The organism is Alteromonas sp. 5NW40-0090, assembly GCF_057552975.1.
The window spans coordinates 128749-151553 of sequence record NZ_BAAJLT010000005.1; the positions used below are offsets into that span (position 1 = coordinate 128749).

A 22805-nucleotide genomic window follows, 5' to 3' on the forward strand; every position below is an offset into this window, starting at 1 on the left:
GCCACACATTATTCACTTAGTTGGCAGACTAACCAATTTTGCCGCTATATTAGTGAATTAGAGCGAGAACGAGTACAATACTTCCAACGCGTTTTTGTTAACGTTTCAAACAGGTTAAAAAAACTACATGCAACAAGCCGACAACTCGGATTATCAAATTAAGCGCTTTTTACAGTACCTTAAAGCGTATAAAGTGCCTTTCGTTTTTGCCATCATCGGTATGATTGGTTATTCCGCGGTAGATACCTTCGTATTTTCCCAGCTTCAGCCAATGATTGACGAATCACTGGGGAAAAACGACCATGACTATTTACGTCTAGCCGCCTATGCGATTGTGCCACTCTTTTTGTTACGGGGTGTTTTCAATTTTTTAGGTAGTTACACGCTAAGCTGGATTGGTGCTCAAGTGGTTATGCGCATGCGCCAGCAGTTGTTTGAAAAATACATTCATCTTCCAGTGGCATTTCACGATAACCATGCGGTTGGCGGGCTCATTAGTAAAGTCACCTACGACACAGAGCAAGTGGCTAATGCATCTGGTAAGGCGCTGCTAACATTGGTGAGGGAAGGCGCACTAGTTATCGGTTTGCTATGTGTCATGTTCTATTACTCATGGCAGCTTTCGCTCATATTTCTTTTAATTGGCCCCATTGTGGCTGTGATTGTTTCTATCGTCAGTAAGCGTTTTCGCGTTGTAAGTAAAAACATTCAGCAGTCAATGGGCAACCTGACATCGTCGGTAGAACAGGCGGTGAAAGGTCATAAAGTTGTGATCATGTTTGGTGGTCAAGAAATAGAACAAGAGCGTTTTAAACAGAAAAACAACCACAACCGTCAGCAGTCGATGAAGTTGAATGTCACCTCTATTTTGAGTGTGTCTTCAATACAAGTAATAGCGTCAATTGCCCTTGCTGTCGTTCTATTTATTGCCAGCACGCCCGGTATGCTTGAAAAGCTTACAGCAGGCGTATTTATTAATGTGGTCTTTTGTATGGTGATGCTGCTTAAACCTCTTAAACAGCTCACTACCATTAATAACCAATTTCAAAAAGGTATGGCAGCTTGCGCCAGTATTTTTGAAATTCTTGATGAAGCAGACGAAGAAGATAAAGGGAAAACCAAAGTAGAGCGCGCAACAGGAAAAATTGAATTTGACGACGTTACGTTCTCTTATCCAGGAAAACAGACGCCCGCGTTATCTAATGTGAGCTTTATCGCAAACCCTGGGCAGTCGATTGCTTTGGTAGGGCGCTCGGGAAGTGGTAAATCGACCATCTCGTCGCTGCTTACACGCTTTTATGTACCGCAAGAAGGTGAAATTCGCTTAGATGAAACGTCGCTCAACGATATTGATCTTAAAGATCTGCGGGCGCAGTTTGCTGTGGTATCGCAAAACGTTACGCTATTTAACGATACCATAGCTAACAACATTGCTTATGGTGCGCGCCAAAACGTATCACGTAAAGACATCGAAAATGCGGCAAAGATGGCGCACGTTGAAGAGTTTTTATCAAACTTGCCTGAAGGGTTAGATACGGTTATTGGTGAAAACGGCTTAATGCTTTCGGGTGGTCAGCGTCAGCGTATTGCCATTGCGCGGGCGATACTCGCCGATGCTCCCATACTTATTCTTGACGAAGCGACATCTGCCCTTGATACAGAATCTGAGCGTTTGATCCAAGACGCATTAGAAACGCTGCAAAAACGATGCACCAGCATTGTTGTTGCACACCGCTTGTCTACCATCGAAAACGCAGATTGTATTATGGTGGTGGAGCAGGGGCGCATTATTGAAAAAGGTAAGCACAATGAACTGCTTGAAAAAGGTGGTCATTATGCGCAACTACACGCTTTGCAATTTGGTGAGACTAAGTGAGTCAGTCACAAAGTAAAACCAAGCACGACAAATGGTATTTCGGCCACCCTTTAGTGTGGTTGCTCTCACCATTTGCGCTGCTGTTCTACTTTATTTCGGCAATTCGCCGGTTACTTTTTAAAATTGGAATCAAAAAGGCCTTTAAGGCTAATGCTCCCGTTATTGTCGTTGGCAACATATCAGTGGGCGGCAACGGCAAAACGCCAGTCGTATTAGCTTTAGCCGATTATTACCAGAAGCAGGGCATTAAGGTCGGTATTTTAAGTCGTGGCTATGGCGCTAAATCACCAGAATACCCGCGATTAGTGAAAGGCGAAGATGATGCGTCTGAAGTGGGTGACGAACCTCGTTTATTGGCCATTAGAAGCCAGTGCGATGTGGTTATCGATCCAGTCCGCGCGCGCGGAGCCGCGTACTTAAGTGACGAATTACACTGCGATTTAATTATTTGTGATGACGGCCTTCAACATTACGCACTTCATCGCGACGTTGAAATTGTAGTCATGGACGACAGAAAAGTAGGCAGTGGTTATTTGCTGCCAATGGGGCCCCTTCGCGAAGGACAATGGCGCCTTGGTACCGTTGATGCGCTAGTACATAATAGCCGTTCAATGCCGACATTTAACCATGCTGTAGCGCCTCAATATTTAATGACCTTAGTGGCAGGGGACTTCACCTCTGTTTCAAACAGAGTAAGAACCAGTCCCCTTGAAGAGATACAAAAAGTGCCGTGCAGCGCAATTGCTGGAATAGGTTCACCTCAGCGTTTTTTCTCTCAGCTTAAAGAAATGGGTATTCAGCTTTCTTCGGCTACACCGCTGGCGGATCACCATGCGATCACACGGTCAGACATACCGAATGGCAGAGTGTTAATGACAGAAAAAGACGCCGTTAAAGCTGCACCTTTTGCTCATAACGACTGCTGGTTTTTGCCTGTTACCGCGCATTTAGCGCCAGACTTTTTTAATTTAGTAAATGTGAAACTTGCCAAGGCAGGTTTGAAGATCAACCAAGACGGATAGGAATAATAACAATGGCCTTTGATAAAAAGCTTTTAGAAGTTTTGGCTTGCCCAGTGTGTAAGGGAAAATTAGTTCTGAGTGATGATAGCACCCAGTTAGTGTGTCGATTTGATAGATTGGCTTTTGATATTAAAGATGGCATCCCTGTACTTATCGAAAGTAAAGCAACTGCATTGTCGTTAGACGATGTAGACGCAACACGGTAATAAAACGTTAAACTAAGTGGTAAATAAGGGCGAAATAAAGTTATGTCATTTACAGTTGTGATCCCTGCTCGATACGGCTCAAGTCGGTTTCCTGGCAAACCCTTAGCGCTTATTGACGGAAAGCCGATGATTCAACATGTGGTTGAACGTGCTAAAGAAGCTGGAGCGGATAACGTCATTGTTGCCACCGACGATGAACGTATTCAAAACGTCGTGCTTGGTTTTTCTCAAGTATGCATGACGTCTGTCAACCACCAATCTGGAACAGAGCGTATTGCCGAGGTTATCGAAAAAGAAGGCATTGCGAGTTCTACGATTGTGGTTAACGTACAGGGGGATGAGCCATTTATTCCCGCCGAAAACATCAAGCAGGTTGCAGATAATCTTGCCAATGCGCCTCAGTGCCAGATGGCTACATTATCTACGCCTATCGAACATGTTGAGGATGTGTTTAATCCCAATATCGTTAAGGTGTTGGTAAACGAAAAGGGTGAATCTATCTATTTTTCACGTTCTCCTATTCCTTTTGAACGCGATCACATGATGGCAAACCCGCAATCTGCACATACGTCGCTGTACAAACGCCATATAGGTATTTATGCCTATCGTGCTGAATACGTTAAGCGATATGTTGCCTATGCGCCTAGCTCTCTGGAGCAAATTGAATCCTTGGAACAGCTTCGAGCCATATGGTATGGCGATAAGATTCACTGTGAGGTAGCGATAGCGCCACCGCCAGTTGGAATTGATACACCAGAAGATCTAGAACGTCTTTTAAAGACTATTAGTTAATAAGAAATGAGTGCTGAAATAGGGCTGATGCTTTTTAGTAAATAAGCAAAAAGCCTTATCTAAACAGCCAGTTCTTGTTAAAGGTGAGTGAAACCTTTTAAACGCATACACATAAGTAACAAGGGAACCGTTATGAACGTAGTTATTACCGGTGGCAACAGAGGCATTGGCCTTGCGCTCACCAAGCAATATAAAGCACGTGGTGCGAAAGTTTATGCTACCTGTCGAAACAGTTGCGACGAACTAAACAGTGCAGGTGTGACAATCATCAAAGGTGTGGATGTATCTCAACCAGACATGCTGGCTGAAAAGCTTGCACCTTTAATGGACGTTAGCATCGATTTGCTCATTAATAATGCCGGAGTGCTCGGACGCGAGAGTATTGATGATTGGGATCCAAATACCATTGATTATCAATTTAGGGTTAATGCATTAGGTCCATTGTTAGTTACTCAAACACTATTACCCGCAATGGCAAAAGACGGTAAAATTGCCATGATTACCAGTCGCATGGGTTCAATGGCAGACAATGGTTCAGGCGGCTACTATGGCTACCGAATGTCCAAAGCCGCACTAAACGCGGCGGGAGTTTCCATGGCGAATGATTTGAAGCCAAAGGGAATTGCAGTAGGTATTTTCCATCCTGGATTCGTTCAAACAGAAATGGTGAATGGAGCGGGAGATATTGATGCTGATACCTGTGCTGAGCGTTTGTCACAACGCATAGATGAGCTAAATGTATCTAACGCAGGTCGCTTCATCCATTCAAATGGTGACGAGTTGCCTTGGTAGCTTTAATGTTGGCTTGCCACGAACTCCATTAATAATGCATCACACCAAAAGAGCGCTTACAACGAAGCGCTCTTTTATTTTTCAACTACACCTGTTCTTAACTACATGATTCCAATGCGCCCACGCTTTAGCGCGTTAAATCATACGTATCAATTATTTGCTCAATAGACCCGTCTTTAATACGAGCGCTAAGCGCTTGGTTAAACTCTGGAAATAGTGATGCGCACTTTGATTTGGCGGAGATAGCAAAATGTACATTGTTTGAAGATATCGGTGACTGGCTTATTCGCATGCCGTCATTTTCTGGGTCGTTCAAGTGGCTTAGTGCTGCGCTCTGTGGTGAAACTGCGTAGTCAGCACGATGTCGACGCATCATTTCATACATTTTGTCGTGGTCTTTAACTTCGATAATATTCAAGTTTGATTTAATGCTATCGAATTTTTCACCTAAGCTTATTCCTCGAGGCATCACACCAATATAATGCGCAAGTGCGTTAAGCGAAAGGTCTGTACCTCGCGTTTGAGAAAGTGTGGGAGAAAGCACAACGTAAACCTCTTCTGCTGCAAATGGTGCGGTGATAAGCCATTTTCGACTACGAACTACGTTCCAATAGTTTCCCGCCAAAATATCAAGCTCGCCCGCGTCGAGTTTGGATTCTATTCGTTTCCAAGGTAGCCCGGTTTCTATCTTTAGTGTGACACCTAAATCCCGTGCTAGCAGGGTTAGAACGTCAAATGCTATCCCCGTAGCTTTCAACCTTTCTTCAAACTCGTTAAATGCGTAAGGAAACCATTGTTGTGCTCCCGCAGTGTGTAAAGTCTTACACTCTGTGGTGGCTAGTGCACGAGGGCTGAACACAAAAGTCAAAATGAGTAATATGCCAAACGACAAGATGTGGTGGGAAGAGTGTTTCGGTTTGGAGTTGGGGAACATTGCCATATTTTATTCACGTACCACAGAAGATGGCGTTGATTGTATTTCTTGTTTAATTGTTTATAGGGTCTGTTATACATAAAACCCTATCGACTGGCAATTAGCCGATAGGGTTAGGAAAATAACGAATAGATGACTTGCGAGTATAGACAGCTTTTAATAGAACGTTACAGCGCGGGATCAGCGCCTTCGTCTTCTTCGTCTTGGTCTTCAGACAATACTGCCCATACGTCGTGTTCGTTAGCGTGAATAACTTCAGCCCATACACGATCGCCAGGTTTTACGTCATAAACGCCGTTTAAATGAACCAGACCATCAACTTCCGGTGCGTCTGCATAGGTACGGCCAACGGCACCTTCTGCATCAACGCTGTCGATAACAACTTGATATTCGTTTCCGATCCGCGCTTGTAAACGTGCGGCACTGATTTCACCTTGTACTTCCATGAAGCGTGCAAGGCGAGCTTGTTTTACTTCTTCTGGCACTGGGTCAGGGAGGTCATTTGCTCTTGCACCTTCAACAGGGGAATAGGCGAATGCACCAACGCGATCAAGCTGCGCTTCGCGAAGGAAGTCCAATAACTCTTCAAACTCTTCTTCCGTTTCGCCCGGAAAGCCGACGATGAATGTCGAACGAATGACTAATGATGGGCACTGTTCGCGCCACTTTTTAACGCGCTCTAGTACGCGCTCAGCGCTACCAGGGCGTTTCATTAACTTAAGAATACGTTTGTTGGCGTGTTGAAACGGAATATCCAAGTAAGGAAGGATTTTACCTTCGTTCATCAGTGGAATTAGGTCATCGACATGCGGGTAAGGGTACACGTAATGTAATCGGACCCAAATGCCCATTTCGCCCAGCTTTTCACACAACTGTTGCATGTGTGCTTTAACCGGCATGCCGTTCCAAAAGCCCGTTCTGTGCTTAACATCAACACCATAGGCGCTAGTGTCTTGTGAAATAACTAATAGCTCTTTAACACCAGCGTCTTTCAAACGCTTAGCTTCATCGAGTACGTTACCCACTGGGCGGCTGACAAGGTCGCCACGCATAGAAGGAATGATACAGAACGTGCAACGGTGGTTGCAGCCTTCTGAAATCTTCAAATAAGCATAATGACGAGGCGTTAATTTTACGCCGTGATCAGGAATAAGGTCTTCAAACGGATTGTGCTGGGGTTTTGGAAGATGATCGTGTACTTGCTCAACTACCGTTTCGTAGGCATGAGGCCCCGTGATAGCCAGTACATTTGGATGAAGCTCTCTAATTTCGTCTTCTTTAACACCTAAACACCCAGTAACGATAACTTTGCCGTTTTCTTTAAGTGCTTCGCCTATGGTGTCTAATGACTCTTCTACCGCCGCGTCAATGAACCCACAGGTGTTAACGATAACCAAGTCGGCATCGTTATAGGTAGGGACTACGTCATAACCTTCGGTGCGAAGTTGAGTAAGAATACGCTCTGAATCAACTAAGTTCTTAGGGCAACCTAAGCTAACAAAACCAATTCTGCTGCCATTGCTTTGTTGCGAAGGTTTGTTGTCACTTAATACCTTCACTGGCGTTTCTAGCGTGGTGGTTTTATTTACTACTTTGTTTGGATTAAACGTTTCTACTGTCATCTAAAATATCACCTGGAAAATGACTGAGCTTAAAATGGCCGCGGATTATACAGGAAAACCCGCTAGTACGCAGTATATATAATTTGCGACAAAGATATAAATTATTGGTGCATTCTCGCAATACAGCCGTAGTTTAGGTAATAAATGAGCATATAAGTTTATACGGACAAGGGTTTCATTGTTAAAGCAGCACGAATAAGGTTTAAAAATACCTTGTTCACCCCCACCTTTAACACTTCTTGAGAATGAACATTATTAAAGATGAATGCGCTTTAAGGTTCAGATTAATAAAATAGAAGTGAATGCATGCTTAAATTACCGCTAACATTTTATGATGAGTCAGGGCGAATTCTTCCTCCTCGTTGGCTTTATAGCGTATGTATACTGCTATGCATTGACTGGCTCGCGTTCGTCTTTTCTCTGGCTTCCCGCACTCAAACTAGTGAGCTACTTACGTTCTTTTACCCTCAAAAAGAAGCTTTGGGCTTGGGGCTAGCGGCAAGTTTACCCGTGTTAATTGCGTTATCTTTGGTTAGTCAACGAGATCGCTTATGGAAAAAAGGCTTTTTAGCATGGCGCCGATGGGTTATTCCACTGGCTCAATTGGGGGTGTTGGCATTGTTGAGTGTCCAGTTCTACTACGCTATGCATCATCACTGGGGTTTTGAAACTATTACGGGTGTAAAAATCGTTTTTTACAGTATTGCATTGTACGCAATTTCAAAAAGTCGGCATTTAAAGTGGATGGTAGAGGATTGGGAAACACCTAACCCCTGAAACTCATTCTCCAAAAACATCCTTATTGGAAATGTGCTTAATGCACTCAATTGAACAGATGTTAAACTGAGTGCAAAATTTGTTAGAACGTTAGTGGCTGTGTAAGTGGTTACCCAACGCCTGTTCATAGTAGGCAAACACGCTGATTTGACTGTCGTTTACCAGACGTTCATAGCAGATACCCGCTAAGGCATAGGTATTTTCTCCAACCTGAAGAAAAACGGCAGGTGCCTTAGGGTTTGACTGATCGTAAATCCATTCACCATCTAGCTGCGCTTTTAAAATTTCTCCAACGTAAGCGCCGAAAATATTACAGATGGTGAACACTGCTTCATCTTCTAACGCTAAATCGTGATATTTATCTACGAAACTAAGTAAAATGTCGTCCACCAGTGCTACGCTAGCGGGTGAGTGGTCGAGTACAATATCGAACTCATCAGCTGCTGTTACCACAGCGTCCTTCGCGCAATCTGCCATTAATTTATTGAGTTCATCAGGTGACATGTTGTTCTCCTTCTCACCGATACTTTTGGTATAACAAGCTAACGCTTAAAAAGTCGTTAAGACAAGGTGTTATAAGTTTTTGACTATTGTGCGCAAGTTATCGGCCAAAGTCTATTTTTGTCCAGTTAATCTATTTATTACACTTGCAGCGGCAAACATACCAAAGGTGGCGGTTACCGTGACCACAGCACCAAAGCCGCCCGCACAGTCTAGTCGAGTACCACCTTCCATTGCAGATTTGTTGTAACAAACCGAGCCGTCTGGTTGTGGGTAGCGCAATTGCTCTGTTGAATAGATACACTCAACGCCAAAGCGGCGTTTTGGGTTTTTACTGAAATTATAGTTACGTCTAAGCTCACTGCGTAGCTTAGCTGCTAGAGGGTCTTGTGTTGTTTTAGCTAAATCGCCTTTAGTGACTTGAGTTGGGTCTATTTGGCCGCCCGCACCGCCAACCGTAACAATGGGAATTTTGTTGCGTTTACAGTGAGCTATCATGGCCGCTTTAGCGCGAATACTGTCAGTGGCATCGACCACAGCGTGCATTTCTTTGGTTAAAAGTGTGGTCGTATTGTCTGGGGTGACAAAATCCTCAATACAGTTCACTTTGCAAGCAGGGTTTATCAAATGAATTCTCGATGCAATGGCGTCGACCTTTGCCTCTCCTATGGTATTGGAAAGCGCGTGAATTTGGCGATTCGTATTAGTTACGCAAACATCGTCTAAATCAATAAGGGTTATAGTACCAACGCCCGAACGAGCTAGTGCTTCTGCAGTCCAACTTCCCACACCGCCAATGCCGACTACAGCCACATGACTGTTGGCTAAATTATTAGTTTGCTGTGCGCCATATAAACGCACAATACCGCCTAAACGTGGATCATCAGACATGTTTCACTTCACTTAAAAATAAACTAACTCAAAGGCGTGTGTTTACACAAAAACGTGCAAGCACGCTAGCAGGGCGCGCATCATCTCAAAAGTGGACACTAAAGATCAATACACTCCAATTTTTTCGAATAATAAATCCGATTTTAAGCGACATACGTTCTACCCAATACATGTTTAAATGAATTCATTGTTTAATGAAGTAATAAAAAGGGGCAGGCATATGGGCTTACTCGTTGATGGAAAATGGCAAGACAAGTGGTACGACACCAGCAAAAATGGTGGGAAATTTGAGCGCCAAGCATCTAAATTTCGTGACAAAGTCAGTAACGAAGATGGTTCCACGTTTCCCGCTGAATCTGATCGCTATCATCTTTATGTCTCGTTAGCTTGTCCTTGGGCCCACAGGGCGCTCATATTTAGAAAGCTAAAGGGATTGGAAGCGCATATTGATGTTTCGGTGGTACACCCTGAGATGCTTGATCAAGGCTGGGAGTTTAAAGATTACCCAGGATCAACGGGAGATAAGCTTTATAACTTTGATTATGCGCATCAAATTTATACTAAGGCAAAACCTGAGATAACCACCCGTGTCACTGTTCCAATCCTTTGGGATAAACGAACAGAAACTATCGTTAATAATGAATCAGCTGAAATTATCCGTATTTTTAACAGTGGGTTTAATTCACTGACTAATAATGAAGACGATTATTATCCTAACGCCCAACGTGAAGAAATTGATGCCATCAACAATATGGTGTATCACGACATAAATAATGGCGTGTACAAAGCTGGATTTGCTACAACGCAAGAGGCCTATGAAGAGGCAGTAACTGCATTGTTCTGCGCCCTAGATAGGGTTGAAGAAAGGTTGAGCAAACAACGTTATTTGGTTGGCAGCAAAATAACAGAAGCAGACTGGCGCTTATTTACCACGCTGATTCGCTTCGACGCTGTGTATCACGGGCATTTTAAATGCAATAAAAAGCAAATCGCAGACTATTCAAATATTTACGGCTATATGAAAGAACTTTATCAAGTTCCGGGCGTTGCTGAAACGGTAAACTTCGACCATATCAAAAGGCACTATTACTACAGCCACACTATGATAAATCCAACCCAGGTAATCCCCGTCGGGCCAGAGCAAGATCTTATGTCGCCTCACGGTCGCGATAAAATAGAACGTTAAAGAACACAAAAGGTCGGTAATACAAAAAGCTAAACGCGAAGTAAGTAAAAGATAGTGAAGGCTAAGATTTAAGGTAGATACACATTATGCCAGTGGAAGTGAGTGAACAAAAATCGATAGAGAAAGTGGTTACAGGTATGCCAACAAGTGATGGCGCGGGGGTGTCGCTTACTCGTATTATCGGACAACCTGATCTACCTCGCCTCGATCCCTTTTTAATGTTGGATTTTTTTGGTTCAGATAATCCAGGTGAATACATTGCTGGTTTTCCACCACATCCTCACCGTGGTTTTCAGACAGTTACTTATATGCTTGCAGGAAAAATGCGCCATAAAGACTCTGTAGGCAACGAGGGGGTTATTGATGCTGGTGGCATTCAATGGATGAATGCGGGCCGAGGCATCATACATGAAGAAATGCCAGAGCAGGAGGAGGGCTTGTTACAAGGCTTTCAGCTGTGGGTGAATCTTCCGGCCGTAGAGAAAATGTCAGCGCCGAACTATCAAGACATACAGCCAGATAGTGTGCCTACAGTACACATTCAAGATGCTGAAGTGAAAGTACTAGCAGGTGAAATTGACGGTGTGAAAGGGCCTGTGAAGACAACGGCGGTTGCTCCTACCTTTTTAGACGTTGCACTACGAAGCGGGAGTTCGGCAATTGCACTAAGTGCGGATGAAGCAGCCTTTATTTATGTGTACGAGGGAAGCGTGGTCATTAATAGCGGCAATCGGAGCAAAGAAACAATTGTGTCGCAGGGAGAGCTGGGTGTTTTGTCACAAAATGGCAAGCAGCTATCTGTATCCGCTGATACGGGTTGCAAGTTTATTGTAGTCTCAGGTAAACCTATTAACGAGCCCGTGGTCCAATATGGACCTTTTGTAATGAATACTCAGCAGGAAATTATTCAGGCATTTAATGATTACCAAAGCGGTTCATTAGCAAAGTAGATACAAGGTTTGCCTGTTTTGATTCGACTATGGGGAATTATCTATGCGGACTGGTATTAGACTGGGCTCTTAATCAATACCTCTTCATTAGGTTCAGCAAGGAGTAGCACTGCCAATGCATTTCGAAAGCGTCGCCGAAAAACACGTGCTATCACTTTTAGAATTTGAGCGTAGTAACAAAGCCTATTTTGAATTGTCTATCGCACCAAGAGAGGCAGCGTTTTATTCATTGGATGGCGTTGGCTACCACATCAGCGAATTGCTTTACTTACAACAGCAGAAAAGAGCTTGGGGTTATGTGCTTGTTGATGAGCAACGAAATAACCAGATTGTAGCGCGTGCTAACATCAAAAATAGAGCAGGTGACAAGGCGGAAATCGGCTATCGAGTTGCAGAGAAGGATTGTGGAAAAGGCATTGCTTCTCGCTGCGTCTCATTTTTAATTGAAGAGGCCAAAAGCATGGGCATAAAATTGCTCACTGCTGAAGTCATGGACAACAACGCCGCTTCTGAAAAAGTCCTTATCAAGAATGGTTTTAGTTCAAAGCTGTGCTTTCGCCGAAAGTATCGTCATCAAGGCGCTTTCCATAACAGTATCTACTTCGAACTCGTGCTTTAAATTTTTCGATTGAAACCGCGTTAGCAAAACGTTGCGCTGTTTAAATTGAATTAGTAATTCACTCCCTCTAATGATTTAATATCGGCATGTCTAATCTCTTTTACGACAATAACGAAGGGGGCGTATGCGCTTTTTTGTTGTAAAAGGCGATAATGTAATCATAAATAGTTAAAACACAGGGAATTTCGATCCAAATGGCAACCCCAATTACCTGCTTTAAAGCGTACGATATTCGTGGCGAATTGAATTCACAGCTGACTGAAGATGTAGCGTATCGAATTGGCTATGCTTTTGCGCAAGAATTAAATGCAAAAACTGTTGTTGTTGGTAGTGATGTGCGTCTTACGTCAACACCATTAAAATTAGCGTTAAGCGCGGGTCTTATCGATGCTGGTGCAACAGTGACCGATATTGGCATGGCAGGAACAGAAGAAATTTACTTCGCTACCAAACACCTTGGCGTTGATGGTGGTATTGAAGTAACAGCAAGTCATAACCCCATTAATTACAACGGTATGAAACTGGTGAAGTCAGGTTCTGTTCCAATTAGTGGCGACACAGGCCTAAACGCGATAAAAGAGAAAGCGGAAGCACTAGAAGATAGCTTCGTGTCAGAGCGATTAGCACACTACACTGAGGGTGCGTTAATTGATGCTGATGCGTTTTTTAACGGTACGGCCCATGTAAAAGAAGACAAGCTTTCTGAAACCGATAAATATGCGGTCAAATCGTGTATGTCTGACTATGTTTCTCACATGCTCTCTTACGTTAATTTGAGCAATTTTACGCCGTTAAAAGTGGTGGTTAATGCAGGTAATGGTGCCGCAGGCCCCGCGCTAGACGCTATTGAAAAAGAAATGAAAGTACAGGGTGTTCCGATAGAGTTTGTTAAAGTACATCACAATGCTGATGGTACATTTCCAAACGGCATCCCTAATCCATTGTTACCTGAAAACCGTGCTGACACGGCCGATGCCGTTAAAGCGTCGGGAGCTGATTTTGGCATTGCATGGGATGGTGATTTCGACCGTTGCTTCTTGTTTGACGCTGATGGTGAATTTATTGAAGGATATTATATTGTTGGCTTGCTTGCTGAAGCCTTTATCGAGAAAAACACCGACAGTAAAATCATTTATGACCCTCGCGTATACTGGAATACAGAAGATATCGTAGCGAATGCAGGTGGCACACCTATTAAGTCGAAAACCGGCCATGCGTTTATAAAGGAGCGTATGCGCAAAGAAGACGCGGTATACGGCGGTGAAATGAGTGCCCACCATTACTTTAGAGATTTTGCCTACTGTGATTCAGGCATGATCCCTTGGTTGTTAATTGCCGAATTGGTGTGTGTGAAAAAGCAAACACTAGCGAGCATGGTAAAAGCGCGAATTGAAGCGTTTCCATCTTCTGGTGAAATTAACAGTAAACTAAAAGATGCTGACGCAGCGCTGGAACGCGTTACAAGTAAATATCAGCCACTAGCCAGCGTAATCGATACTACCGATGGTTTGGGTCTGGAATTTGGTACTTGGCGCTTTAATTTACGTAAATCGAATACTGAGCCAGTTATTCGTTTAAACGTTGAAAGTAAAGGCGACATTGCGTTGATGGAACAAAAAACCGAAGAGCTACTTTCGCTTATTCGCGCTGAATAACCACGGTACTTTTCGTTAATAACGCAAGGTCAACAGGCCCTAGATAAGTAAAAAACGAAGGCGATAATATAGCGATATTATCGCCTTTTTTGTTTTCGAGATTTATATCTGTTAAATCTTTTTTTATCAATTACTTATGAAGGTTATGCGTAACCTCGTTAGTTGAGTTAGGCACTCGCTTAATCACCGCAGGCTTTTGCCTCTATTACTTTTTCACAATTAACTAATGTCATGCCTTTAATGCTAAGCTGTTAGTAACAATGTTAGACGAGCAAGTAAATCATCCAGGCGTGACAGAAAACAACGAGACTTGTTAATCCCATCCGTAAGCTTATGTAACTTACTATCTGCTCTTTAGGAAGGCTAAGGACAAATTTGTCGTAAATAAGTACGGCGACGTAGCTTAGCGATAAAACGCCAAACACCTTTACGTCGTGAGAGAACACTAAACACAACCACCCAACTATGGTCGGCAACATAGCGACTAGCATTTGCTTGTCGTAACGTTGATTACTTATTGCATCCCACCAATGGATACCACCAAAGAAAGACAATAGCACGGCTGAGTATTGGACAAAGTAAACGGCGCTTTGAGTAAGCGATAACAGGTTAAGCTGATAAGCCAGTGGCATAGCCACAAAAGGAATGAGACCGGCAATACCTAGAAAAACCGATGAATAGGGCATTGTTGTTCCTTGAAGTAATCTTGTATAAACAAAAATAGCGCCTTAAAGGCGCTATTTTTACTATTAAGCGTAATACTTAGTTCAGTATTTACTAATTTACTACTTAATTGGCGTGTACTTACGCTGGTTGTGACCAGTGTAAAGCTGACGAGGACGACCAATTTTTTGTTTAGGGTCGCTCATCATTTCATGCCAGTGAGAAATCCAGCCTACTGTACGAGAAAGGGCAAAGATACACGTGAACATGTTAGTTGGAATACCAATCGCTTTAAGTACGATACCAGAATAGAAGTCTACGTTCGGGAACAACTTCTTCTCTGCGAAGTACGGGTCGCTAAGCGCAATCTTTTCAAGTTCCATCGCTACTTCTAGCAGTGGATCTTTTACGTTTAGTTCGCTTAATACTTCGTGACAGCTTTCACGCATTACGGTTGCACGAGGATCGTGGTTTTTGTAAACGCGGTGACCGAAGCCCATTAGACGGAACGGGTCGTTCTTGTCTTTAGCGCGAGCAATAAACTCAGGAATACGATCAACAGTGCCAATTTCTTCTAGCATGTTCAGGCATGCTTCGTTTGCACCACCATGAGCAGGACCCCAAAGTGAAGCAACACCAGCTGAAATACATGCATATGGGTTTGCACCAGAAGAACCGGCTAGGCGAACGGTAGACGTTGAAGCATTCTGTTCGTGGTCTGCGTGAAGCGTAAAGATACGGTCCATCGCGCGCTCAACAGCTGGGCTGATTTGATATTCTTCTGCTGGTACAGAGAACATCATGTTCAGGAAGTTTGCTGCATAGCTTAAGTCGTTTCGTGGATAAACAAACGGCTGACCTACATTGTACTTGTAGCACATAGCAACAAGGGTAGGCATTTTTGCAATTAGGCGATGCGCGCTGCGAATGCGCTGCTCTTCATTAGAAACGTCTAAATCGCTGTGATAGAACGAAGACATAGCGCCAACGGTACCACATAGCATTGCCATAGGGTGCGCGTCGTTGCGGAAACCGTGGAAGAACATGTTAATTTGTTCATGTACCATGGTGTGACGAGTAATTGTCTCTTTAAATTCTTCGTACTGTTCTTTTGTTGGTGCATCACCGTGAAGAAGCATGTGACAAACTTCTAAGTAGTCTGCGTCACGCGCTAGTTCTTCAATAGGGAAACCTCGGTGTAATAACACACCTTGAGCGCCGTCAATATAAGTGATTGATGACTCGCAAGATCCTGTCGCCATAAAACCTGGGTCGTACGTGAAATAACCGTGTTGGCCTAACGTACGGACATCGATTACATCTTGTCCTTCGGTGCCAGACAAGATAGGAAGCTCGATTTCCTTACCGCCGGCTTTAAGAATGGCTTTCTGATCTGCCATAAAATGCTCTCCTCAGAATGGTTCTGTTTGCAGCGAAAACGGACGAAAATATCCGCTTCGTTGGGAAAAGTGGGCGTATTTGTACTTTATTATGCACCAACAAGTCAATTTAATTGCATATATGCACAATAAATATTCCGAATTGCTTAAAAAAATAATAGCAATCAGATAACGTTCAATTAACTCGTTGGGAATTCACTTTGCCCGATACAGTGCAATTATCAATGGCTTTTCGACAAAGGTAAACCACCGATCGATAAATATATTAACAGCTTAGTTTAAAAAGTAACCTTTTGATGTGGAATAAATACGCATACAGATTAAAAGTGCTTAATTTCTTATTGATATGCATAGTTATTCCATTTCTCTACTGATAAACTCGAAATACTGTAATTGCGCTTGTTATAACGTGTTGTGCACAGTTTTGATCTCTTTTTGAGCAAAATAATTATCACAAAAGTGTACATAGCGACTAAAGTCTTACTACGGCACAAAAAATTGTAATTATATACTACGCTGGATATACTCAGCGGTGCTTGGAAAACAGAATATTTATTCTGTTACAAGCATTAAAGAATAATTCACAAATTGTTAACAACTCATTGGACGAGGCAATTAACAGGTTAAAAATCGAATTCACTTACTCAGGACATAATAAAGGTAAGAAATTCATTATCCCCTACGGATTAAACAGGCATACATTGTGAAAAAGCAAAGACCAGTAAATTTAGAACTCAATACTATTAAATTTCCGCCCTCTGCTATTTCGTCAATTCTCCACCGCGTAACCGGTGTTGCAATGTTCTTCGCGCTACTTTTTGTTATTTGGGCATGGGCAGTTTCTGTTCACTCGCCGGAAGGTTTCGCGGACGTTCAAGCAATCATGGACGGTTTCCTTGGAAAATTTGTCGCAATTGGCACAGCTTCAGCGCTGACGTATCACATTCTAGGCGGCCTAAGACACGTTGTTATGGATTTAGGTCACTGGGAAGAATTAGAGTCGGGTAACACAAGTGCAAAAGCAGTAATCGCACTTTGGGTTGTACTGACCGTAGTATTGGGAGTTGCACTATGGTAACCAACCAAGCAAGCATTAAGCGTGACGGCGTACAAGATTACGTTTCACTTCGCGCTACAGCAGCAATTATATTCGCGTACTCGGTTTTCATGGCGTGGTTCTTTATTACCACCGATAACCTAACGTTTATCGAATGGCGAGGGTTATTCTCTGGCCTAGCTATGAAAGTTTTCACATTGGCAGCACTAGTAGCAGTGATGATCCACGTGCGCATCGGCCTTTGGCAGGTGCTTACAGACTATGTTAAATCAGCAGGTCTGCGCGCAGGACTACAATATATCTTAAATATCATCGCATTCGGCTATGTAGCTGTTGGCCTATTCGTATTGTGGGGAGTGTAAAATGAGTTTACCCGTTCACGAGTTTGATGCAGTTGTAATTGGTGCCGGCGGTGCAGGTATGCGCGCCGCACTACAGATTTCGCAGTCTGGTAAATCATGTGCACTGTTATCTAAAGTATTTCCAACCCGTTCTCACACTGTGTCTGCACAGGGTGGTATTACCGTAGCACTTGGTAATTCACACGAAGACAACTGGGAATGGCACATGTATGACACCGTTAAGGGCTCTGATTATATCGGTGACCAAGACGCTATCGAATACATGTGTAAAACTGGTCCAGAAGCCATTATCGAAATGGAAAACATGGGTCTACCGTTTTCTCGTTTCGAAAATGGTAAAATCTACCAACGTCCTTTTGGTGGCCAATCTAAGAACTTTGGTGGCGAGCAGGGCGCTCGTACAGCAGCAGCTGCTGACCGTACTGGTCACGCGCTTCTACACCTTCTTTACCAGCAAAACGTAAAGAACAAAACAAAAGTTTTCTCTGAGTGGTATGCACTTGACCTAGTTAAGAACCAAGACGGTGACGTTGTTGGTTGTACCGCGATTGATATCGAATCTGGTGAAGTAGTCTACTTCAAATCTCGCGCAGTTGTACTTGCAACAGGTGGCGCGGGTCGTATTTACGCATCTACTACAAACGCGCACATCAATACCGGTGACGGTGTTGGTATGGCACTTCGTGCAGGTGTTGCGGTTCAGGATATGGAAATGTGGCAGTTCCACCCAACGGGTATCGCTGGCGCAGGGACATTGGTAACAGAAGGTTGTCGTGGTGAAGGTGGTTACCTTCTTAATAAAGACGGCGAGCGTTTCATGGAACGCTATGCGCCTAACGCGAAAGACCTTGCTGGCCGTGACGTTGTTGCACGTTCAATGATGACCGAAATCCGCGAAGGTCGCGGTTGTGAAGGCCCATGGGGTACTCATATCAAGCTGAAGCTTGACCACCTTGGTAAAGACGTTCTTGAGTCTCGTCTACCAGGTATCCTTGAACTTTCACGTACGTTTGCACACGTTGACCCAGTGAAAGAGCCAATTCCGGTTATTCCTACCTGTCACTATATGATGGGTGGTATTCCTACGAACGTTGATGGCCAATGTTTAACTGTTGATGAAAACGGTAACGATAAGGTTGTTAACGGTTTATTTGCATGTGGTGAGATTGCCTGTGTATCTGTACATGGTGCGAACCGTCTTGGCGGTAACTCACTACTTGACCTTGTTGTATTCGGTCGTGCGACTGGTTTACACCTTGGTAAGACACTGTCTGAAATGGCACCAACACGCGATGCATCAGAGTCTGATCTTGAAGCTTCTATGACGCGTTTCAACCGTTGGGAAAATTCAGAAAAAGGTAAGGGCGAAGACCCAGTACAAATTAAGAAAGACTTGCAGAAATGCATGCAGCTTAACTTCTCAGTATTCCGTGAAGGTGATGCCATGGCAGAAGGGCTTAAAGAGCTTAGCGAAATTCGCGAGCGTCTTAAGCATGCACGCCTTGATGATAAGAGTTCAGATTTCAATACTCAGCGTATTGAGTGTCTAGAGCTAGATAACCTTATGGAAACCGCGTACAGCACAGCAGTAGCAGCGAACTTCAGAACGGAAAGCCGTGGCGCGCACAGCCGCTTCGACTTCCCGGACCGTGACGATGACAATTGGCTATGCCACAGCATCTACGATCCGAACACTGATAAAATGCTTAAACGTGAAGTGAATATGGCGCCTAAGCTTAGGGAAGCATTCCCGCCTAAAGTGCGTTCATATTAAGAGAGGCAACGATCATGCAATTAACTTTTTCGATTTATCGTTACAACCCAGAAGTAGATGCGAAGCCTCGCATGCAAGACTACACTCTAGAAGTAGAGGAAGGTCAGGACATGATGGTGCTAGACGCGCTACTTGCACTTAAAGAGCAAGATCCGACGCTTTCTTTCCGTCGCTCTTGCCGTGAAGGTGTGTGTGGTTCTGATGGTGTGAACATGAACGGCAAAAATGGCCTAGCATGTATTACACCGCTTTCTGCACTGGGCAAAGGTAAAATAGTAGTTCGTCCACTTCCAGGTCTACCTGTTGTTCGTGACCTTGTTGTTGATATGACGCAGTTCTACACGCAGTATGAAAAGATTAAGCCGTTCTTAATCAACGACAGTAAACAGCCGCCAGCGCGCGAGCACTTACAGTCGCCAGAAGAGCGTGCGAAGCTAGACGGTCTTTACGAGTGTATTCTATGTGCATGTTGTTCAACGTCATGCCCATCGTTCTGGTGGAACCCTGATAAGTTCATCGGTCCAGCTGGTTTGCTTCACGCTTATCGTTTCCTTATCGATAGCCGTGATACAGCAACTGAAGAGCGTCTTAACGACCTTGATGATGCGTTCAGCGTATTCCGCTGTCACGGTATCATGAACTGTGTGAGTGTATGTCCTAAGGGCTTAAACCCAACAAAAGCAATAGGCCAAATTAAGTCTATGCTTTTACAACGGGCTGTTTAGTACTATATTCTGATAACTTTTGCTGTTACAGATAGTGATGCTCTAAATAGCCATCCCAAAAGGATGGCTATTTTTTTATGTATTCACTGTTATAACACTTGGTTATGCTGAGAATAACCTTATAATACATCTTGATTGTTAACTAGATTTTATAAAACGTAGCAAGGCAAATTAAATGCAAGAAAGCGTGATGAAAGCGTGGTGGGATTCCTCGCACATGGCAGGTGCCAACGCTGCCTATGTTGAAGAGTTGTATGAAGCCTATTTAGAAGACCCTCAGAGTGTCTCTGAAACTTGGCGGCAAATCTTCGATAACCTCCCCAAAGTCGATGGCGTAGAGTTAGAAACCAATCATACAGCAATTAAAAATCAGTTTAGGCAACTTGCTGCGTTAGGGCCAACGGCCCGTATGTCTAGTCCATTAGTGCCTTCAGCAAATGTTTCTGATGATAGGCAAGTTAAAGTTCTCCAGTTAATCAATGCTTTCCGCTTCCGCGGTCATCAAAATGCGAACTTAGATCCGCTAGGTCTATGGAAGCAAGAACGCGTTCGCGACATAGAACTTTCTCACCACAACCTTTCTGAACAAGATTTTGATTCAGTATTTAACGTTGGTTCTTATGCCATCGGTAAAGACGCTATGTCATTGGGTGAGTTGTTCAAGTCGCTTAACAGAACGTATTGCGGTTCAATCGGTGCTGAGTACATGCATATCACCGATACCGACCAAAAGCGTTGGTTACAGCAAAAAATTGAATCAGTACAGGCCAAACCTGAAATCTCACGTGATGAGAAGCTCAGTATCTTAAAAGGTTTAACTGCTGCTGATGGCATGGAAAAGTACTTGGGCTCTAAGTTCCCAGGCGCGAAGCGTTTCTCACTAGAAGGTGGCGATGCGCTTATTCCAATGCTTAAAGGTTTAATTACCAAAGCGGGCACTGCGGGTACCAAAGAAGTGGTTATCGGCATGGCTCACCGTGGTCGTCTGAATGTACTAGTTAACGTGTTGGGTAAAAACCCTTCTGTCCTGTTTGACGAATTCTCAGGTAAGCACGACGACTCACTAGGTGCAGGTGACGTTAAATATCACGCAGGCTTCTCTTCAGATTTTGCAACGCCTGGTGGCAACGTTCACTTAGCGCTAGCATTTAACCCGTCTCACCTTGAAATTGTTAACCCAGTAGTAATGGGGTCAGTACGTGCACGTCTCGCTCGCCGCAACAACGACACCAATACTGTACTTCCAATTACTATTCACGGTGACTCGGCAATAGCAGGTCAGGGTGTAGTTCAAGAAACCTTCAACATGTCACAAACTCGTGGCTTTGCTGTGGGTGGTACAGTTCGAATCGTGGTAAACAACCAGGTTGGCTTCACGACGTCAAAAACTGAAGATACCCGTTCTACACAATACTGTACTGACATTGCTAAAATGGTACAGGCTCCTATTTTCCACGTGAACTCTGACGACCCTGAAGCGGTTGCCTTTGTTACACAGCTTGCGCTTGAATACCGCAATAAGTTTAAGAAAGACGTTGTAATTGATTTAGTTTGTTACCGTCGCCATGGTCACAACGAAGCGGATGAGCCAAATGCTACGCAGCCGTTGATGTACCAAAAAATTAAAAAGCATCCAGTTCCACGCGTAATCTATGCTGATCAGTTAATTGCTGAAGGTGTGATAGAGCAACGTGATGCAGATCGTTATGTTGAAGAGTACCGTGAAGCTCTTGACCATGGCGCGTGCGTTGTTGAAGAGTGGCGTCCAATGACAGAGCACAGCGTTGACTGGTCTCCATATCTTGGTCATGACTGGGATACGCCTTACGATGGTTCGCTTTCAGTTGAAAAGCTTAAAGAGCTAGGTGAGTCAATCACTACTATCCCTGAAGAGCACAAGCTTCAGTCTCGCGTAAACAAGCTTTACCAAGATCGTAAAGCAATGGTCGCAGGTGAAAAACTACTTGATTGGGGTATGGCCGAAAACTTGGCGTATGCCACTATCGTAGATGCTGGCGAAGATATTCGTATTACAGGTCAAGATTCTGGCCGTGGTACTTTCTTCCACCGTCACGCGGTATTACACAATCAAAAAGACGCATCGACGTATATGCCTCTGCAACATATTCGCGAAGGTCAGGGTGAAATTGAAATTTACGACTCTGTGCTTTCGGAAGAAGCAGTGATGGCATTTGAGTATGGTTATGCGACAGCCGAACCTACTTGCCTAACCATCTGGGAAGCCCAGTTTGGTGACTTCGCTAACGGTGCGCAGGTTGTTTTTGATCAGTTCTTGAGTTCAGGTGAAGCAAAGTGGGGCCGTCTGTGTGGTCTTACCGTTTTACTTCCACACGGTTACGAAGGTCAAGGTCCAGAGCATAGCTCTGCACGTCTTGAACGTTTCCTTCAAATGTGTGCCGATCACAACTGGCAAGTGTGTGTACCTTCTACACCTGCTCAGGTTTACAACATGCTTCGTCGCCAAGTGGTGCGCCCTATGCGTAAGCCACTTATCGTAATGTCGCCTAAGTCACTATTACGTCATCCTCTTGCGGTATCTTCACTTGAAGAACTAGCCGAAGGTAAATTCCATAACGTAATCGGTGAAATTGATGATATCGACCCGAAGAACGTGAAGCGTGTTGTCATGTGTTCGGGCAAGGTTTATTACGATTTGTTAGACCAGCGCCGTAAAAATGAGCAAACAGACGTCGCAATCATCCGTTTAGAGCAACTTTATCCATTCCCACAAGAAGAATGCGCTAAAGTTGTGGCACAATACAGCCATGTAAAAGATTGGGTTTGGTGTCAAGAGGAGCCTCAAAACCAAGGCGCTTGGTACTGTAGCCAACACCACTTCTGGCAAGCAATTCCAGATGGTGCAAAATTAACATATGCAGGCCGTGATGCATCCTCGTCACCTGCAGTAGGTTATGTATCCGTTCACAACCAGCAACAGAAAGCCCTGGTTGAAAACGCACTCACAATTAAATAAGGAACA

Annotated in this window: 21 protein-coding genes; 15 read left to right on the plus strand and 6 right to left on the minus strand. The window is 43.9% G+C overall.

The annotated features are described in order from the left end of the window. The first annotated feature begins 127 nt into the window (after window positions 1-127). The 5 genes from msbA (at window position 128) to AC27KT_RS07825 (ending at window position 4688) form a co-directional block, all read left to right on the plus strand. A complete protein-coding gene (gene msbA, locus AC27KT_RS07805; protein ID WP_487128833.1) occupies window positions 128-1876 on the plus strand; it encodes a lipid A export permease/ATP-binding protein MsbA in 1749 nt (582 codons plus the stop codon). Next, the gene (lpxK, locus tag AC27KT_RS07810; RefSeq protein WP_487128835.1) at window positions 1873-2898 is read left to right on the plus strand and encodes a tetraacyldisaccharide 4'-kinase; all 1026 of its coding nucleotides are present in this window, start codon (window positions 1873-1875) and stop codon (window positions 2896-2898) included. Before msbA ends, lpxK begins: the two co-directional genes overlap by 4 nt. Window positions 2899-2909: 11 nt before the next feature. After that, window positions 2910-3104 (plus strand): Trm112 family protein, encoded by a 195-nt coding sequence (locus tag AC27KT_RS07815; protein WP_014949430.1) that lies wholly within the window; start codon window positions 2910-2912, stop codon window positions 3102-3104. 42 nt (window positions 3105-3146) lie between these two features. Further along, complete coding sequence (gene kdsB, locus AC27KT_RS07820; RefSeq protein WP_487128838.1) at window positions 3147-3896, plus strand: 3-deoxy-manno-octulosonate cytidylyltransferase; 750 nt, start codon at window positions 3147-3149, stop codon at window positions 3894-3896. A gap of 132 nt (window positions 3897-4028) precedes the next feature. Continuing rightward, the gene (locus tag AC27KT_RS07825) at window positions 4029-4688 is read left to right on the plus strand and encodes an SDR family oxidoreductase (RefSeq protein WP_487128840.1); all 660 of its coding nucleotides are present in this window, start codon (window positions 4029-4031) and stop codon (window positions 4686-4688) included. Between the two features lie 127 nt (window positions 4689-4815). On the opposite strand, the gene AC27KT_RS07830 is transcribed toward AC27KT_RS07825, so the two are convergent. Together AC27KT_RS07830 and rimO are read right to left on the minus strand one after the other, a co-directional pair. Then, complete coding sequence (locus AC27KT_RS07830) at window positions 4816-5628, minus strand: substrate-binding periplasmic protein (protein ID WP_487128842.1); 813 nt, start codon at window positions 5626-5628, stop codon at window positions 4816-4818. A gap of 161 nt (window positions 5629-5789) precedes the next feature. Then, window positions 5790-7244: a 30S ribosomal protein S12 methylthiotransferase RimO gene (rimO, locus tag AC27KT_RS07835; RefSeq protein ID WP_014949434.1), complete on the minus strand. Its 1455-nt coding sequence runs from the start codon at window positions 7242-7244 to the stop codon at window positions 5790-5792. Between the two features lie 306 nt (window positions 7245-7550). Here rimO and AC27KT_RS07840 point away from each other — a divergent pair, with 306 nt between their 5' ends. Continuing rightward, entirely contained in the window at window positions 7551-8021 is a 471-nt protein-coding gene (locus AC27KT_RS07840) for a DUF2919 family protein (RefSeq protein ID WP_487128845.1), read from the plus strand. A 90-nt stretch (window positions 8022-8111) separates the two neighbouring features. Here AC27KT_RS07840 and AC27KT_RS07845 read toward each other — a convergent pair whose 3' ends face one another. Together AC27KT_RS07845 and tcdA are read right to left on the minus strand one after the other, a co-directional pair. After that, window positions 8112-8525, minus strand: coding sequence for a hypothetical protein (locus AC27KT_RS07845; RefSeq protein WP_487128847.1), 414 nt, complete (start codon window positions 8523-8525; stop codon window positions 8112-8114). Between the two features lie 111 nt (window positions 8526-8636). Next, window positions 8637-9413 (minus strand): tRNA cyclic N6-threonylcarbamoyladenosine(37) synthase TcdA, encoded by a 777-nt coding sequence (tcdA, locus tag AC27KT_RS07850; protein WP_487128849.1) that lies wholly within the window; start codon window positions 9411-9413, stop codon window positions 8637-8639. A gap of 220 nt (window positions 9414-9633) precedes the next feature. Between tcdA and AC27KT_RS07855 the strand changes: the two genes are divergently transcribed. From AC27KT_RS07855 to AC27KT_RS07870, 4 genes are all read left to right on the plus strand, one after another. After that, window positions 9634-10599, plus strand: coding sequence for a glutathione S-transferase family protein (locus AC27KT_RS07855; RefSeq protein WP_487128851.1), 966 nt, complete (start codon window positions 9634-9636; stop codon window positions 10597-10599). Between the two features lie 86 nt (window positions 10600-10685). Beyond that, window positions 10686-11549 (plus strand): pirin family protein, encoded by an 864-nt coding sequence (locus AC27KT_RS07860; RefSeq protein WP_487128853.1) that lies wholly within the window; start codon window positions 10686-10688, stop codon window positions 11547-11549. Between the two features lie 115 nt (window positions 11550-11664). Continuing rightward, entirely contained in the window at window positions 11665-12168 is a 504-nt protein-coding gene (locus AC27KT_RS07865) for a GNAT family N-acetyltransferase (RefSeq protein WP_487128855.1), read from the plus strand. Window positions 12169-12362: 194 nt separating this feature from the next. Continuing rightward, entirely contained in the window at window positions 12363-13823 is a 1461-nt protein-coding gene (locus AC27KT_RS07870) for a phosphohexomutase domain-containing protein (protein ID WP_110289625.1), read from the plus strand. 263 nt (window positions 13824-14086) lie between these two features. Here the strand turns inward: AC27KT_RS07870 and AC27KT_RS07875 are convergent, their stop codons facing one another. Both AC27KT_RS07875 and AC27KT_RS07880 read right to left on the minus strand, forming a co-directional pair. After that, window positions 14087-14509 (minus strand): DUF3429 domain-containing protein, encoded by a 423-nt coding sequence (locus AC27KT_RS07875; protein ID WP_487128857.1) that lies wholly within the window; start codon window positions 14507-14509, stop codon window positions 14087-14089. A gap of 99 nt (window positions 14510-14608) precedes the next feature. Next, window positions 14609-15886 (minus strand): citrate synthase, encoded by a 1278-nt coding sequence (locus tag AC27KT_RS07880; RefSeq protein WP_014949444.1) that lies wholly within the window; start codon window positions 15884-15886, stop codon window positions 14609-14611. 703 nt (window positions 15887-16589) lie between these two features. On the opposite strand from AC27KT_RS07880, the gene sdhC reads away from it, so the two are divergent. The 5 genes from sdhC (at window position 16590) to sucA (ending at window position 22799) form a co-directional block, all read left to right on the plus strand. Continuing rightward, on the plus strand, window positions 16590-16964 hold the full coding sequence (gene sdhC, locus AC27KT_RS07885; RefSeq protein WP_014998321.1) for a succinate dehydrogenase, cytochrome b556 subunit: 375 nt from the start codon (window positions 16590-16592) through the stop codon (window positions 16962-16964). Continuing rightward, complete coding sequence (gene sdhD / locus AC27KT_RS07890) at window positions 16958-17305, plus strand: succinate dehydrogenase, hydrophobic membrane anchor protein (protein WP_014949446.1); 348 nt, start codon at window positions 16958-16960, stop codon at window positions 17303-17305. Before sdhC ends, sdhD begins: the two co-directional genes overlap by 7 nt. A gap of 1 nt (window position 17306) precedes the next feature. Then, window positions 17307-19079, plus strand: a complete 1773-nt coding sequence (gene sdhA, locus AC27KT_RS07895) for a succinate dehydrogenase flavoprotein subunit (RefSeq protein WP_487128860.1) — start codon at window positions 17307-17309, stop codon at window positions 19077-19079. A 14-nt stretch (window positions 19080-19093) separates the two neighbouring features. After that, a complete protein-coding gene (locus tag AC27KT_RS07900; RefSeq protein ID WP_012518362.1) occupies window positions 19094-19804 on the plus strand; it encodes a succinate dehydrogenase iron-sulfur subunit in 711 nt (236 codons plus the stop codon). A 175-nt stretch (window positions 19805-19979) separates the two neighbouring features. Beyond that, window positions 19980-22799 carry a 2-oxoglutarate dehydrogenase E1 component gene (gene sucA / locus AC27KT_RS07905; protein ID WP_487128863.1) on the plus strand — a complete coding sequence of 940 codons (2820 nt, stop codon included), beginning with the start codon at window positions 19980-19982 and terminating at the stop codon, window positions 22797-22799. Window positions 22800-22805: the final 6 nt, after the last annotated feature.

Bases quoted from the DNA above. Each gene is read 5' to 3' on its own strand.
- AC27KT_RS07865 (WP_487128855.1), top strand. From the start codon at position 11,665: ATGCATTTCGAAAGCGTCGCCGAAAAACACGTGCTATCACTTTTAGAA.
- rimO (WP_014949434.1), bottom strand. From the start codon at position 7,244: ATGACAGTAGAAACGTTTAATCCAAACAAAGTAGTAAATAAAACCACC.
- AC27KT_RS07870 (WP_110289625.1), top strand. From the start codon at position 12,363: ATGGCAACCCCAATTACCTGCTTTAAAGCGTACGATATTCGTGGCGAA.
- AC27KT_RS07880 (WP_014949444.1), bottom strand. From the start codon at position 15,886: ATGGCAGATCAGAAAGCCATTCTTAAAGCCGGCGGTAAGGAAATCGAG.
- AC27KT_RS07830 (WP_487128842.1), bottom strand. From the start codon at position 5,628: ATGGCAATGTTCCCCAACTCCAAACCGAAACACTCTTCCCACCACATC.
- AC27KT_RS07900 (WP_012518362.1), top strand. From the start codon at position 19,094: ATGCAATTAACTTTTTCGATTTATCGTTACAACCCAGAAGTAGATGCG.
- sdhD (WP_014949446.1), top strand. From the start codon at position 16,958: ATGGTAACCAACCAAGCAAGCATTAAGCGTGACGGCGTACAAGATTAC.
- tcdA (WP_487128849.1), bottom strand. From the start codon at position 9,413: ATGTCTGATGATCCACGTTTAGGCGGTATTGTGCGTTTATATGGCGCA.
- AC27KT_RS07840 (WP_487128845.1), top strand. From the start codon at position 7,551: ATGCTTAAATTACCGCTAACATTTTATGATGAGTCAGGGCGAATTCTT.
- AC27KT_RS07845 (WP_487128847.1), bottom strand. From the start codon at position 8,525: ATGTCACCTGATGAACTCAATAAATTAATGGCAGATTGCGCGAAGGAC.
- AC27KT_RS07875 (WP_487128857.1), bottom strand. From the start codon at position 14,509: ATGCCCTATTCATCGGTTTTTCTAGGTATTGCCGGTCTCATTCCTTTT.
- sucA (WP_487128863.1), top strand. From the start codon at position 19,980: ATGCAAGAAAGCGTGATGAAAGCGTGGTGGGATTCCTCGCACATGGCA.
- AC27KT_RS07855 (WP_487128851.1), top strand. From the start codon at position 9,634: ATGGGCTTACTCGTTGATGGAAAATGGCAAGACAAGTGGTACGACACC.
- sdhA (WP_487128860.1), top strand. From the start codon at position 17,307: ATGAGTTTACCCGTTCACGAGTTTGATGCAGTTGTAATTGGTGCCGGC.
- AC27KT_RS07860 (WP_487128853.1), top strand. From the start codon at position 10,686: ATGCCAGTGGAAGTGAGTGAACAAAAATCGATAGAGAAAGTGGTTACA.
- AC27KT_RS07815 (WP_014949430.1), top strand. From the start codon at position 2,910: ATGGCCTTTGATAAAAAGCTTTTAGAAGTTTTGGCTTGCCCAGTGTGT.
- kdsB (WP_487128838.1), top strand. From the start codon at position 3,147: ATGTCATTTACAGTTGTGATCCCTGCTCGATACGGCTCAAGTCGGTTT.
- AC27KT_RS07825 (WP_487128840.1), top strand. From the start codon at position 4,029: ATGAACGTAGTTATTACCGGTGGCAACAGAGGCATTGGCCTTGCGCTC.
- msbA (WP_487128833.1), top strand. From the start codon at position 128: ATGCAACAAGCCGACAACTCGGATTATCAAATTAAGCGCTTTTTACAG.